Source organism: Chryseobacterium sp. SG20098 (genome assembly GCF_031844745.1).
Lineage (GTDB): Bacteria > Bacteroidota > Bacteroidia > Flavobacteriales > Weeksellaceae > Chryseobacterium > Chryseobacterium cucumeris.
The window spans coordinates 3963301-3977867 of record NZ_CP134622.1; the positions used below are offsets into that span (position 1 = coordinate 3963301).

Below are 14567 nucleotides of genomic sequence, written 5' to 3' on the forward strand. Positions count from 1 at the left end.
TGATTTATATTGTTAAATTAGTGCGTTGTTAAATAATAAATTAATAAAAACTATGTATACACAACTTGATATTGAAACGCATTTTGACGGAAAGCTGAAAATCGCATATCTTAATCAACCGGAAACGATGAACGCCCTTACAAAACCGGCTTTATCAGATCTTAGAGACTTTGTTAAAGAGTGCAGCGAAGACGAAACGGTAAGATGTGTTGCCATTTCCGGAAGAGGAAGAGCATTCTGCTCAGGTCAGAATCTGGATGAAGCTTTTGTAGTAGGCAAAGAACACCATGATCATGACATCATCAGAAAAATTGTGGTAGACTATTACAATCCATTAGTAATGGAAGTTACCCGTTGCAAAAAACCGGTTATTGCTTTAGTAAACGGTCCTGCAGTAGGAGCTGGAGCAATGTTGGCGTTAATCTCTGACTTCGTTCTAGCGAATGAGAAAGCATATTTTGCTCAGGCATTTTCAAATATCGGTTTGATTCCTGATACAGGAGGAACTTACTTCTTACCGAAACTTCTAGGTAGACAATTAGCCAATTATTTAGCATTTACAGGTAAAAAATTATCTGCAGAGGAATCTAAAGCGCATGGCCTTGTAGCAGAAGTGTTCACTGAAGAAGAATTTGTGCCGAAATCTATGGAAATTCTTGAAAGAATGGCAAACATGCCGACAGCAGCCATCAAGCTTACGAAAAAAGCATTTGCCAATTCTTATAACAACACATTGAAAGAACAGCTTGAACTGGAAGGTGATCTTCAGCAGGAAGCTGCCGAAACAGAAGACTTCATTGAAGGAGTAAACGCCTTTTTACAGAAAAGAAAACCTAATTATAAAGGAAAATAAGAACTAATATAACAATGTACCAATGTAGCAGTTTATCAATGAGATGCCTCGACAAGCTCAGCATGACAATGATTGTTACATTGTTACATTGATACACTGTTACATTATGAAATATGTAGGAATTATCGGTGCCGGAACCATGGGAATCGGCATTGCACAAGTAGCCGCAACGAACGGATGCAAAGTATGGGTTTATGATGCCAACGCAAAACAAGTAGAAACGGCAACGGTAGGTTTGGAAAAAACCTTGACCAAATTGGTTGATAAACAAAAAATTTCGGCAGAGAAAATGACTGAAATTTTAGCTAATATTTCCATTGCTACCGAATTGAAAGATTTCAAAGATTGTGAGCTGATTATAGAAGCCATTATCGAAAACAAAGAGATCAAAACCAAAGTCTTTACAGAACTTGAAAACTATGTTTCTGAAAGTTGTGTTCTCAGTTCCAATACCTCATCTATTTCTATCACCTCTCTGGGTGCAGAACTCAAAAAACCGGAGCGTTTCATCGGAATTCACTTTTTTAATCCGGCTCCATTGATGCCTTTAGTGGAAGTTATTCCATCCTTATTAACAGAAAAAACATTAGCAGAAAAAATTTACAACCTCATGAAAGAATGGGGGAAAACTCCTGTTATTGCCAAAGATATTCCCGGGTTTATCGTCAACAGAATTGCCAGACCTTATTACGGAGAAGGCTTGAGAATTGTTGAAGAAAACATCGCCACACCGGAACAGGTGGATGATGCCATGAAAACATTGGGGAACTTCAAAATGGGACCTTTTGAATTGATGGATCTTATCGGAGTAGATGTCAATTTTGCAGTAACAACTACTGTGTACAAAGATTATTTCTACGATCCGAAATACAAGCCGTCTTTATTACAGCAAAGAATGTCTGAAGCCAAACTTCACGGCAGAAAAACAGGAAAAGGGTTTTATGATTACAGCGAAGGCGCAGAAAAACCTATTCCTCAGAAAGACGATGCTTTATACCAACAAATCTTTTTAAGAATCATTTCCATGTTGATCAATGAGGCTGTTGAAGCGAAAAGATTAGGAGTAGCCAATGACGAAGATATCGAGCTGGCCATGCAGAAAGGCGTCAACTATCCGAAAGGATTATTAAGCTGGGGTAAAGAAATCGGGTATGCAAAAATCTCCGAAACCCTTCAGAGCCTTTACGAAGAATATCAGGAAGAAAGATACAGACAAAGTCCTTTACTTCGTAAATTATAAAATATACCAATGTATCAGTTTATCAATGGAACAATCATTTTATAAACATTGCTAAACTGATAGATTGTTAAATTGCTACATTTAAAAAAATAATGAATATAGATGAATTCAGGGCTGAACTGGAGACCAGACTTTTAATTGAGAAACAGTATTTAACTCAGGAAGCTTCCTCCGTTGATGAGCAGGAAAGACTTGAGCTTTTAGGAAAATTTAATGAAAAATATAAAGAGCTGATCAAAAGATTGGCCAACGAAAATGGAATTGATTTAAATGAACCCTATGCCGCTGAAAACTCATCAGACTCAGAAAACCTTTCATACGGGCAGATTATTCTTGGGAAAACCATGAGTGTTTACGACAGATTATCCGATGAGCTGTATGAAGAAATAATAAACATATAATTAACAGAAATGAATCCAAGACAAGTAGCAGATTATATGTTCAATCAGGATTATTTTTCCCAGTGGATGAATATTAAGATGATTGAAGTAAAAGAAAATTACTGTTTAATAGAAATGCCAATTAAGAAGGACATGCTGAACGGGCTTAAAACAGTTCATGGCGGAGTTACCTTTGCGTTTGCAGACTCTGCGCTGGCATTTTCCTCTAATAATACCGGAGATGCAGCTGTAGCATTGAACTGTATCATCAATTTTACCAAAGCAGGAAAGGAAGGTGATGTTTTCAGAGCAGAAAGTGTTTTGGTCAATGATACGAGGAAAACAGCTGTTTATGACATTCAGATTACCAATCAAAATAAAGAGCTGATTGCAAAATTTGTAGGAACAGTTTACAAAATCGGGAAAAAAGTAACAGAATTATAATAAGCAGTAAGCTTGAAGCAATAGGCAGTAAGCTTTTTTGAAGCTGACAGAGCCTACTGCATAAAGCTTAAAGCCTAAATCAAATAAAAATGAACAACGTATACATCATAGACTATGTCAGAACTCCCATTTCAAAACTGCAGGGAGGATTATCAGAAGTAAGAGCAGATGACCTGGCTGCTATTGTGATCAAAGAAGTGGTAGCAAGAAACCCTGAAGTTCCAGTTGAGGAAATTGAAGACGTTATTTTCGGATGTGCCAATCAGGCGGGTGAGGATAACAGAAATGTTGCCAGAATGGGACTTTTATTAGCTGGTCTTCCTTATAAAATTGGAGGAGAGACTGTTAACAGATTGTGTGCTTCAGGGATGTCTGCGGTAGCCAATGCATTCCGTTCCATTGCTGCAGGAGAAGGAGAAATTTATATTGCAGGAGGAGTAGAGCATATGACCCGCTCACCTTACGTGATGTCAAAACCAAGCGCAGCTTTCGGAAGAGACAGCCAGATGTTTGATACTACTTTCGGTTGGCGTTTCATCAACCCAAAAATGAAAGAATTATACGGCGTTGATGGAATGGGAGAAACAGCTGAAAACTTAGCGGATATTCACCAGATCAACAGAGAAGATCAGGATAAATTTGCCCTTTGGTCTCAGCAGAAAGCAACTAAGGCTCAGGAAAGCGGAAGGCTGGCAGAAGAAATTGTAAAAGTTGAAATTCCTCAGAGAAAAGGTGATCCCATCGTTTTCGAAAAAGATGAATTCATTAAACCAACTTCATCGATGGAAGGGTTGGCCAAACTTCGTCCCGCTTTCAGAAAAGAAGGAACGGTAACTGCCGGAAACGCCTCAGGAATGAATGACGGAGCCGCTGCTTTGATTTTAGCAAGTGAAGAAGCCGTTAAAAAATATGGGTTGAAACCCAAAGCAAAAATTCTGGGATCTTCCGTGGCAGGTGTTGAACCAAGAATTATGGGAATCGGACCGGTAGAAGCTACTCAGAAATTATTAAAGAGATTAAATCTTTCTCTTGAAGATATAGACATTATTGAACTAAACGAAGCATTTGCAGCACAGGCATTGGCTGTAACAAGAAGCTTAGGGCTGAAAGATGACGATGCAAGAATAAACCCGAACGGAGGTGCAATTGCAATCGGTCATCCACTGGGAGTTTCCGGAGCAAGAATCGTAGGTTCTGCAGCAATGGAACTTCAGAAGCAGGATAAAAAATATGCATTGTGTACCCTTTGTATCGGTGTAGGTCAAGGATATGCAATGGTCATCGAAAAAGTATAATGAATTTGAAAGTGAATTAATTTGAGAAGTTGAAAACGTTTAAAACCATTATTAATTTTCAAATTATTCCATTCTCAGATTTTCAAATTAAAAAATATGAACATCTACTCATACCACGGGATTCGTCCCATTATAAAACCTTCTGCTTATATTCATCCGCAGGCAGTCATTATCGGGAATGTAGAAATAGGTGAGGAAGTATATATTGGTCCCAATGCGGTCATTCGCGGTGACTGGGGAAAAATTATCATTAAAGACGGAGCTAATGTGCAGGAAAACTGTACCCTTCACGTTTTCCCGAATATAGAAACGATCCTGGAAGAATCTGCACACATCGGACATGGCGCGATTATTCATTCCGGGCACATTGGAAAAAACTGTCTGATTGGAATGAATTCTGTGGTAATGGACAAAGCCTATATCGGCGACGAAAGTATTGTCGGAGCATTAGCTTTTGTACCAGCCAATTTCAGATGTGAACCAAGAAAACTGGTGGTAGGAAGTCCTGCAAAAGTGATCCGTGATGTTTCTGATGAAATGATTCACTGGAAAACAGAAGGAACAAAATTATATCAGGAGCTGGCAAGAGAAGGAAAAGAAGCTATTCTACCTTGCGAACCGTTTACAGAATATGTTCAGCAGATCCCAACTAAAATTGTGGATTACAGTATTTGGGATGATATAAAATAATAACCATTACAATTAAATATGATTAAAAAAATTGCGCTTGCATGCAGCATAATGTTTGCGGTGGGGTGTACGTTATCAGCACAGACTGTTTCTACAAAACCGCTTACAATAGGAGAAGTGAGGACCATTAAGTCCAAAACCTTAAATGAAGACAGAACGCTGAATATATATCTTCCACAGGGATATGATAAAACAAAATCATACCCGGTAATTTATTTATTAGATGGAAGTATGAACGAAGATTTTATTCACGTTACAGGATTAGTACAATTCTTTAATCAGATGTATTCCATGCCGGAAACCATTGTGGTGGGAGTTGCTAATGTAGACAGAAAAAGAGATTTTACCTTTCATACGGATTTGAAAGACTTACAAAAAGACTATCCTACAACAGGACATTCAGATAAGTTTATTGCATTCGTTGAAAAAGAACTAAAGCCTTATGTGGAAAGTCAGTTTAAAACTACAGATAAATACCTTTTCGGTCAGTCTTTGGGAGGACTATTGGCAACGGAAATCCTTTTAAAAAAGCCGGAAATGTTCAATAACTATTTTATTATCAGTCCAAGTTTGTGGTGGGATGATGAAAGCCTGTTAAAACAGGCTCCACAACTGCTTTCAAAATCCCCGGACACTAAAAAGTTTGTCTACGTTTCTGTAGGAAAAGGTGAACATCCGGTAATGATAAAAGATGCAGAAGTTTTCTATGATGTTTTGAAAAAAGCAGGAAAGAAAAACTGGACATTAGAATATAAAATGATGGAAACAGACAATCATGCAACCATTCTTCACAGAAGTCTGTATGAAGGATTAGTGAAATTGTTTCCTTATCAGGAACCGAAATAAAAATAAATGTAACAATATACCACTGTAAAAATGTAACAATAAATCCACAGCAAACAATTATTGGTAAACTGTTACACTTCTACATTGATAAATTAAATATTTTATGGAAAAGTTAAAAAACTATATCTACGGACAATGGGTAGAAGGTACCGGAAACGGAGTTCCTTTGTACAACGCCGTTACAGGAGAACAGGTAGCTGTTTCCGATACAGAAGGGCTTAATTTTGAACAGGCTCTTGACTACGGAAGAACCGTAGGGTACAAAAACCTTTCTTCAATGACTTTCTACGACCGCGGAGAAATGTTGAAAAAAGTAGCACTTTACTTACTGGAAAGAAAGAAAAAATACTACGACTTATCATACAAGACGGGAGCTACCCACATAGATTCATGGGTGGATATTGAAGGAGGTTTCGGAACTTTCTTTACCTATTCCGGATTGGCAAAAAGAATGCTTCCGAATACTTCATTTTGGGTAGATGGTGATACCCAGAAAATTTCTGCTAACGGAACTTTCCTGGGAACACATATCTTAACGCCTAGTGAAGGAGTCTCGGTACAGATCAATGCTTATAACTTTCCGGTTTGGGGTATGTTGGAAAAATTGTCCACTTCATTGTTAGCGGGTGTGCCTTCTATTGTAAAACCATCTCCTTTCGGGTCTTACCTTACCAATGCTGTATTCCAGGATATGATTGAAAGTGGAGTATTACCTGAAGGAGCTGTTCAGTTAGTGTGCGGAGAACCAGGAAATATCTTAGATTATGTACAGGATGGAGATTCTGTATTGTTCACAGGTTCAGCCAATACAGGAAGAAAATTAAAATCACTGCCATCTATTGCAGGAAATGCGGTTCGTTTCAACATGGAAGCAGATTCATTAAACTGTTCAATTCTTGGATTGGAAGCAAAACCGGGAACACCTGAATTCGATCTTTTCATCAAAGAAGTTCGTAACGAAATGACGACAAAAGCAGGGCAGAAGTGTACTGCAATCAGAAGAATCATCGTTCCCGAGCATTTAATCGGTGATGTTCAGAATGCTTTATCTAAAGCTTTGGATCAGACTAAAATCGGTAACCCACTAAGCAGAGAAACCAAAATGGGATCTTTAGTGGGAAGACAGCAGTACGAAGAAGTTCTGAGAAAAGTAAACCTATTAAAATCAGAAACAGAACTTGTCTATGACGGTAAACACGAACTGATAGATGCTAACTATGAAAATGGTGCATTTATGAGCCCGAAATTATTCCTGAACGACAGGCCTTTTGAAAAAAATATCTCTCATGATGTAGAAGCTTTCGGACCAGTATCTACATTGATGCCGTATAAAGATGCTGAAGAAGCAGCTGCACTGGCAAAAAGAGGAAAAGGAAGTCTGGTAGGATCTATTGTTTCTCACGATGAGAACTTTATCGCAGAGACTTCATGGAAAATGGCTTCCCAGCACGGAAGAATCTTTGTATTGAACAGAGATAATGCTAAGGAAAGTACTGGTCATGGTTCACCTCTTCCGACATTAATGCACGGAGGTCCTGGTAGAGCTGGTGGCGGTGAGGAAATGGGCGGACTTAGCGGTCTTCATTTCTTCTTACAGAAAACAGCTATTCAGGGATCACCGGATGTGTTGAAAGCTATTACTAAGATCTACCAGCAGGGAGCAGAGAAAAAATTCTCAGATAAACATCCTTTCCAGAAATATTTTGAGGAAGTGGAAGTAGGAGATTCTTTGGAAACAGCAGGAAGAACGGTTACTGACGCAGATATCGTTAACTTCTCCAATGTTTCATGGGATCATTTCTATGCCCATACAGATGCTACAAGTTTAACAGGTACTATTTTCGATAAAACTGTTGCTCACGGATATTTCATTCTTTCAGCAGCAGCGGGATTATTCGTTTCAGGTAAAAAAGGGCCTGTTATTGCCAATTACGGATTAGAAGAATGTAGTTTCTTCAAGCCTGTATATGCCGGAGATACGATTACTGTTTATCTGACAGCAAAAGAAAAAATAAACAGAGGAGTAAAAGGAAGAAATATTCCTTCAGGTGTTGTAAAATGGCTGGTTGAAGTTGTAAACCAAAGAGATGAGGTAGTTTGCGTGGCAACAATTTTAACACTGGTAGCAAAACAATCTCCTTTCATTGATCTGAATTTGAAAAATGTTCAGAAAATACTGAATGGATTAACAGAAAGTACACCTCCACTTTGGGGAAAAATGTCTCCTCAGCAGATGTTAGAACATCTTGAACAGGCGGTATTGGTAAGCTTTGGAGAGCCTGAAGCAGAAAAATGCTTTACTCCAGAAGAAAATCTTGAAAAATGGCAGGATTCTCTTTACAACCACAGAGCAATGCCAAAAGAATTTACAGCTCCATTCCTTCCGCAGGACGGTTCACTTCCGGAACCAAAACATAAAAATCTGGAAGCAGCAAAACTGTCATTCATGGATAACCTGAAGAAGTTTGTGATCTACTATAAGGAAAACCCGCAGGCAGAGCACATGAATTACGTTTTCGGAAAGCTGAATAAAGAAATGTGGGAACTGATGCACAAAAAGCATTTTACACACCACTTCCAACAATTTGGATTGATTTAATTCAAAATAAAATATAAATTTAGAGTCCCTTCCGGTTTAAACTGAAAGGGACTTTTTAATAACTCCTGCCAAGGTTTGAAACCTTAACATAAGTAATAAAATTAGAAAATTTTTAATCATGAAATCATTAAAAACTTCTTTTAACATTGTCTTTTGCGCTTTCTCAATTTTATTTCTTTTTTCCTGTTCGGGAAATCTAAAACAAGATAAAGACGGCTATTATTCTGAAGAAAAATTTGTTGACAGTCTGAATGTGGGAAGAAAAGGTAAAACTAAAGTAGAGTTTGAAAAATTTAGACATATTAAGAATGGTGATGTATTTGTTACCTTGAATGTTTATGATCTAAAAGATATTTGGGTGGAAAGTAAAGGATCTATGTTTGATACCTGGGAATTAAAAAATACTTTTAAATTTATCAAAGATGGAGTAACGGGTTTAGATGTTCAAATTGGTGATTTTAATAATGATGGCTTTAATGATGTGACTTATCAAAGTGGAATCGCAGGAAGAGGAGGAAATATAGTGATGACATTATTTGTTTATGATCCTGAGAATAAAGATTTCATCCACATCAAAAATTCTGAATCTTATCCAAACTTAACTTATAATCCTAAATTAAATTGTATTAATTCACTGATTTTAACTGGCTCTACTATCACATCCTTTCTTACAATCAGAAAAGACTCTCTTCAAGAATTTGCCAGAGTGGATGTTTCTGATAAAATAGTGGTGGAAGAAAAAGATTCTACAGGCAAGTTTAAGGTTATTGAAGAAAAAGTATTCAAAGGAAATGATAAGGATCTCTATAAGGTTTTTAGAAATTATAAGCCTTTAGAATATTAGTCTTGTATAAATTGAAATATTCATTATTTCAGTTAGTTATGGTTTTTTGTTTGAAAAATTACTAACTTTAATAGGCGAAATCCGAAAAGCATATAGAGTAGGAGAGAACATCAAAACAAACCACTATGAAAAACTTAAAAAAACTTTCAAGACATGAGTTGAGATCTCTTAAAGGAGCCGGGCCAAACTGGTCTTGCACCCTTAATCCTTGTCCTCCCGGAAGCTGTTGTCTTCCTGGAAGATGGCCTGATATTGCCAGAGCATGTTATATCTGTGCGGATTCTTAGACTTTTTTAACTTAAAACAATACACAAAGCTGCTACTCCTCGTGATTGGCAGTTTTTTTATATTTTTTTCTTAAACTTAAAATATCCGTACATTAAAATGGGTAACGCGAATATCTGAAACAAAAAAACAAGCAATGAAGGGATTCCTTCCAAATGGTTTATATTGGCTTTCATGAAGAGCTGTTTGCCTAACGGACCATTTGAAAATACAATAATATTAAACAAATTCCAGCCCAGATGGAGACCTATAGGAAGATATAGAGATTGAGTTTTAGCAAAAGATACAGCCAGCATCCACCCAAAGATAGCAGTCATTCCAAAAATAATTCCCATCTGAAAAGGATTTCCAAATGCATTATAAGAAAACCAATGGTAGATTCCGAAGCACGCAGCAGATAAAAGGCAGGCTTTTGTCGTTCCCCATTTTTCTATAGCAAGATAAAGCAAAGCTCCTCTGAAAAGTAATTCTTCAAACAATACAGACTTCAGAACCCACCATATACCCATCAATACAGCGGATAATGTAAGTTGCTTATTCAGAATCCAGCCATTATTGATGAATGCAGTTGTCATGATATGATAAAGGCTGCAAATAGCAGCAGCCAAAAGAAGACCAATGCTCCAATGAGCCAGCCTTGTTGAATTAGGCTTAAATCCTAAAACAGAAAGATCCTTTTTTGCTATAAACTTAAGGAGAAGCCATGAAATGATAAGCTCAATGATAATTCCGATCATAGGTTAAAAGTTTTAGGTGAAATCGCTATTTCATTGAAAACGAATTTAATAAAAAAAATAATATGAATTAAAACTTAGGAAGAGGATCATGAAATATGATAATTCAGTTTCTTTTTGATCGATAATTTATTTAAGTGAATGATTAAGTTTTAACATATTCTTAGTTTCAGCTTCTTCTTTCTCTTGTAAAAAAGTACTAATTTTAAAATTCAATCATAAAATCGAGAGCAATGAACGAAAACTGGATGCAAAAATGGGAAGAAGTAAAAAATATTCTGGTTTGTCCTACAGATCTGGAAACCTATTTTATTTCTGATGAAATTATGGGGCTGAAAATGGAGACCATGAAAATTGGAAATGTTTCTCTTCCTTCCGGAAAAGTGGTGGTAAGAGATCCGCTGGTATCCCTGAATGGCAATCAATCACCTTATTTTATTCAGGCTCCGAAAGGGAATTTTCCTGTAGCTATTGCTGTAGTAAAATCCGAAGATTGGGGAGATAGATATGCTGTTATAAAAGTTGAATTTACCAAAGAAAAACCTGTTATTTATAGAGAAGCATTGGTCGGGATTGAAGAATTGGAAGGCGTAACCGATGATGATTTTTTTGGTTTTGAGGTGGATGCTGGTTTAGGTTGTATTGCGGATAAAGAAGTGCTTCCTTTTGTAGATCAATTTGTTGATGAAATAAATGTCGACAATGTTTATGATGATTATTTTGCAGAGCTTTTCTCACAAAGCTATAAAGATTATCCCAACAATCAGAGAGAAGCAGGAGACTGGATCAACTGGACGGTTCCAGGTACCGACTATCAGATTCCGATGTTTGCCAGCGGCTTTGGTGACGGCAGCTACCCTGTTTATTTTGCATATGATGGCAATGGAGAGATATGTGGTTTATATATTCAATTTATTGATATTGAACTGGCTTTAAGTGAAGAAGATGAAGATGAGGATATTGATGATGATCAGCCTGAAAATTTTATTTTTTCTAAAAACTAAATATGAATACAACTTTTGCAGACCATGTTATTACATTCAATGAAAATCTGAACTATATCGGGAATCTACCTGAAGGTTTTGATGTTCTGAATCCGTATCTGGAAAATCCTGAAACATTGATGGTAATGCAGAAGTTTTATCATAAATATTATAATGATTCATCTCGAAGAAAATTTATCATTGGAATCAACCCAAGCCGTCATGGAGCTGGAGTAACAGGAGTTCCGTTTACCGATACCAAAAGATTGGAAAGTGTCTGCGGAATCAAAATGGAATCTGCCCATACCCATGAAATTTCTTCCGTATTTATGTATGACATGATGGAGAGCTATGGTGGAGCTGATCTTTTTTACAAAGATATTTATATCAACTCTCCATTTCCATTGGCTATCGTAAGGAAAACAAAAAACGGATGGCTTAATGCCAATTACTATGATGATAAAAAACTTTTCGAAGCGGTAAAAGACTTTATGATAGAATCTCTGAATAATCATATCAGCCTTAATCTCGATACTTCAGAAGTTTTTGTTCTTGGTAAGAAGAATGCCGATTTTATTTCAAAATTAAATAAAGAAGCAAAATTGTTTGATACAATGACGGTGTTGGAACACCCAAGATATATCCAGCAGTACAAATTGAAAGAAAAACAGCTTTATATAGACAAGTACATTTTAGCTTTGCAGAAATGACAAAATCCCTTCGTCGAAAGGGATTTGTCATTCATGAATTAGAATCTTTATGGGAATATGGAACTTGTGAAATTTCTTAGGATTAGTTTTTAATAACTTTCGTAGATTCTGTTGCTGTTTTAATAATATAAACTCCTTTTGGAAGCTCTGAAATATTGATTTCATTATTCCCTTTTTGAGTTTGTATAGTTTTCAGCATTTTACCATCCAGACTATAGATTTTAGCTTCACTGGCTTTTTCTGTAGTAATAGAAATAGGTCCGTTGGTTGGATTAGGATAAACAGTCAGGTCTTTTTTAATGCTTTTAGTTTCTGAAGTACCCAGTACCAGATTACTGTCTTTCACCCAGGTGAAAGCATCCAAACCTACATATCGGAAAGCTCCGTTCGCGGTGATTTGTAACTCATCAATCACAATGTTTGAATAATTCTGACCATTTAAGTTGGTAAGATCAATTAAGGTGTATCCATTTGTGCTGCCTAAGCTGGTTGCAAATCCGGTAGTTTTTGTTTGCGTAAATTTTGTGACACCGCTTAGTTTTCCGGTTACAGTAAGTGTTCCTGCTACATTAAGATCCAGGTTCAATGCAGAAAGATACATCCAGAATCTGTTTACTTTAAACAAATTGGAAGTGGTTTTTATACTGAATGATGGCGGAGATTGAGTATTGTTAGAATTATCAATGTATCTGTTATCATTAGCTGTTCCACTCCAGCCAGTTCCCGGGAAATTCCCCTGAATATCAAAAACACTTACATGTGAAATGATATTGAAAATGACTCCATTATCGGTGAAGCTTGTACTCCCGTTCGATTCTGTCTCAAATTGTTCCGTACTGGTCTGCCCGAATGAGAAAATTGAAATGAGCAGACTACAGATTGCTAAAAAAGTAGTGCTTTTCATGATTTTTGTTTTAAATGTTAGGTTATTGTATAGCTATTAATCTCTTGGAGGATAAATACCTTCAACACAGATGATATAATTTAAACCTAGATAAGGTGGCATATTGTTCACAGGCAGATTTTGTCCTATGAAGGCAATACTTTGATTATTAATAATCGTATCAGGGTTGGCATCATTCACGAAACTAGGTACTGCATTGAAGTCTCTTCCCACTTGTGTCCCTGAGATCGCAATTGTTGACGTGGCTGTAGGGGTAGATGAATTAGCATTTTTATTAGCTACCTTAAGCTGAAATCCTGCACCCACACTTGGAAGGTTGGATGCTAAAAGTGTATTTTGTGTAGTTCCGGACACTACTCCCAAAGGATAAAATTGGTTGGCATTTACATTTCCTGCTCCTAGAGCCATACGCCCTTTTAAGTTAGGTAAAGCGAAAGTAGTAATACCGTCTCCACCATACGTTGTTCCTAAAATAGAGAATAAGGCAGAATTTCTTGAAATGCTTATCAGACTTCCGTCACAAAACATCCAGCCTCTAGGTGCAAAATTTCCTGCAAATAATTTTACAATTCCAATGTACTCGTCCATGATAAAATGTTTTTAGTTTTTTAAATTTCTTACTCTCTTGCAGGCTTTTCAGAATCCGCCTTTTGATTATTATGTATTCTCAGTTCAAAGGAACGATTAATAGTAGGGTGGTGCTAGAGTAGAAAATACCAAATTAAAAACTCCGTATTTCTACGTAATAGATGTTGTGAAATATGCAGGTTTAAAAAGAAAATTTATACTTTAAGTTTCTCTAAACGAGCTGTATTTCGTATTTTTGTAAGAATCCAATAAAAATAAAAATGAGCGAATTTGTAGCATCAGAAATTAAAAATAATATTGCCGAAATTACTTTCGGAACACTCAAAAGCAACTCTCTTCCGGGGGCAATTTTAGAAAAGCTGGCAGAAACCATCCTTGAAGAAGGAGCAAAAGAAGAAGTGAAGGCTATTTTAGTAAAAAGTGCAGGTGAGAAAGCGTTTTGTGCAGGAGCAAGTTTTGACGAGCTCTTAGCCATTGAGGAACTGGAGGCTTCCACAAAATTTTTCGGAGGTTTTGCTAAAGTTTTAAATGCAATGAGAAACTGCGGAAAAATTGTAGTGGTAAGAGTACAGGGGAAAACTACCGGTGGAGGAGTAGGAATTGCCTGCGGAGCAGATTATTGTTTTGCTACTAAAGATTCAGCGCTGGCACTTACAGAAATCAATCTTGGAATCGGACCTTTTGTAATTGGGCCTTATGTTGAAAGAAAAATAGGTAAGTCACAATTCTCCGCTATGGCCATTGATGCAGATTTCAGATCTGCAGAATGGGCTGAGCAACATAATATTTACCATTCTGTTTCAGATACTATTGAAGAAATGGATGAAAAGCTGGAGAAGTTTTTACATACTCTAGCATCAAGAAGCAGCGATGCTCTAGCATTAATCAAAAAAGTTTCATGGGAAGGAACTGACCACTTCAATGAGCTGATGCCGGCAAGGATTCATATGAGTGCCAGTCTTATTCTTGAAGATTCTGCAAAGAAAAATATTGAGTCTATTAAAGAAAGGCTAAGGGCTAAATAAGGTATAAAAATAAAGGATTTTAATCCAAAAGCTATCCGTAAAAATTTTTGTTTTTTACGGATTTTTTGTGCATTATTATATATCAGGATACAGGTTTTAGCTTTTCCGCTGCTTATAAAACAATTAATATATCGTGATGAGAATTAT

Annotated in this window: 16 protein-coding genes; 13 read left to right on the forward strand and 3 right to left on the reverse strand. The window is 36.7% G+C overall.

Features of this window, described 5'->3' with window-relative positions; genetic code table 11:
- The first annotated feature begins 52 nt into the window (after nt 1-52).
- The 10 genes from RHP76_RS18185 to RHP76_RS18230 all read left to right on the forward strand — a co-directional run bounded on the left by RHP76_RS18185 (nt 53) and on the right by RHP76_RS18230 (nt 9478).
- A complete protein-coding gene (locus tag RHP76_RS18185; protein WP_062672201.1) occupies nt 53-853 on the forward strand; it encodes an enoyl-CoA hydratase/isomerase family protein in 801 nt (266 codons plus the stop codon).
- Between the two features lie 106 nt (nt 854-959).
- A complete protein-coding gene (locus RHP76_RS18190) occupies nt 960-2093 on the forward strand; it encodes a 3-hydroxyacyl-CoA dehydrogenase NAD-binding domain-containing protein (protein WP_311228732.1) in 1134 nt (377 codons plus the stop codon).
- A 92-nt stretch (nt 2094-2185) separates the two neighbouring features.
- Nucleotides 2186-2494, forward strand: a complete 309-nt coding sequence (locus RHP76_RS18195) for a hypothetical protein (protein ID WP_311228733.1) — start codon at nt 2186-2188, stop codon at nt 2492-2494.
- Between the two features lie 9 nt (nt 2495-2503).
- Nucleotides 2504-2917 carry a PaaI family thioesterase gene (locus tag RHP76_RS18200; RefSeq protein ID WP_034695815.1) on the forward strand — a complete coding sequence of 138 codons (414 nt, stop codon included), beginning with the start codon at nt 2504-2506 and terminating at the stop codon, nt 2915-2917.
- An 89-nt stretch (nt 2918-3006) separates the two neighbouring features.
- The gene (gene pcaF / locus RHP76_RS18205) at nt 3007-4212 is read left to right on the forward strand and encodes a 3-oxoadipyl-CoA thiolase (protein WP_277693903.1); all 1206 of its coding nucleotides are present in this window, start codon (nt 3007-3009) and stop codon (nt 4210-4212) included.
- Between the two features lie 96 nt (nt 4213-4308).
- Entirely contained in the window at nt 4309-4902 is a 594-nt protein-coding gene (locus tag RHP76_RS18210; protein WP_047373921.1) for an acyltransferase, read from the forward strand.
- Nucleotides 4903-4920: 18 nt separating this feature from the next.
- Nucleotides 4921-5748: an alpha/beta hydrolase gene (locus RHP76_RS18215; RefSeq protein ID WP_216445425.1), complete on the forward strand. Its 828-nt coding sequence runs from the start codon at nt 4921-4923 to the stop codon at nt 5746-5748.
- 103 nt (nt 5749-5851) lie between these two features.
- Entirely contained in the window at nt 5852-8347 is a 2496-nt protein-coding gene (paaZ, locus tag RHP76_RS18220; protein WP_311228734.1) for a phenylacetic acid degradation bifunctional protein PaaZ, read from the forward strand.
- A 118-nt stretch (nt 8348-8465) separates the two neighbouring features.
- Nucleotides 8466-9191 carry an XAC2610-related protein gene (locus tag RHP76_RS18225; protein ID WP_288441303.1) on the forward strand — a complete coding sequence of 242 codons (726 nt, stop codon included), beginning with the start codon at nt 8466-8468 and terminating at the stop codon, nt 9189-9191.
- Nucleotides 9192-9316: 125 nt separating this feature from the next.
- Nucleotides 9317-9478: a bacteriocin-like protein gene (locus tag RHP76_RS18230; RefSeq protein ID WP_157885761.1), complete on the forward strand. Its 162-nt coding sequence runs from the start codon at nt 9317-9319 to the stop codon at nt 9476-9478.
- A gap of 57 nt (nt 9479-9535) precedes the next feature.
- Here RHP76_RS18230 and RHP76_RS18235 read toward each other — a convergent pair whose 3' ends face one another.
- Nucleotides 9536-10213: a CPBP family intramembrane glutamic endopeptidase gene (locus tag RHP76_RS18235; RefSeq protein WP_277693904.1), complete on the reverse strand. Its 678-nt coding sequence runs from the start codon at nt 10211-10213 to the stop codon at nt 9536-9538.
- A 230-nt stretch (nt 10214-10443) separates the two neighbouring features.
- On the opposite strand from RHP76_RS18235, the gene RHP76_RS18240 reads away from it, so the two are divergent.
- Together RHP76_RS18240 and RHP76_RS18245 are read left to right on the forward strand one after the other, a co-directional pair.
- Complete coding sequence (locus RHP76_RS18240) at nt 10444-11214, forward strand: DUF4241 domain-containing protein (RefSeq protein WP_062672185.1); 771 nt, start codon at nt 10444-10446, stop codon at nt 11212-11214.
- A gap of 2 nt (nt 11215-11216) precedes the next feature.
- Nucleotides 11217-11903, forward strand: coding sequence for an SMUG2 DNA glycosylase family protein (locus RHP76_RS18245; RefSeq protein ID WP_123279569.1), 687 nt, complete (start codon nt 11217-11219; stop codon nt 11901-11903).
- An 82-nt stretch (nt 11904-11985) separates the two neighbouring features.
- Here RHP76_RS18245 and RHP76_RS18250 read toward each other — a convergent pair whose 3' ends face one another.
- Together RHP76_RS18250 and RHP76_RS18255 are read right to left on the reverse strand one after the other, a co-directional pair.
- Nucleotides 11986-12807, reverse strand: a complete 822-nt coding sequence (locus RHP76_RS18250; RefSeq protein ID WP_062672179.1) for a T9SS type A sorting domain-containing protein — start codon at nt 12805-12807, stop codon at nt 11986-11988.
- Nucleotides 12808-12843: 36 nt separating this feature from the next.
- Entirely contained in the window at nt 12844-13395 is a 552-nt protein-coding gene (locus RHP76_RS18255) for a phage tail protein (RefSeq protein ID WP_062672177.1), read from the reverse strand.
- Nucleotides 13396-13655: 260 nt separating this feature from the next.
- On the opposite strand from RHP76_RS18255, the gene RHP76_RS18260 reads away from it, so the two are divergent.
- Entirely contained in the window at nt 13656-14420 is a 765-nt protein-coding gene (locus RHP76_RS18260) for an enoyl-CoA hydratase/isomerase family protein (protein ID WP_288441312.1), read from the forward strand.
- The last annotated feature ends 147 nt before the right edge of the window (nt 14421-14567 follow it).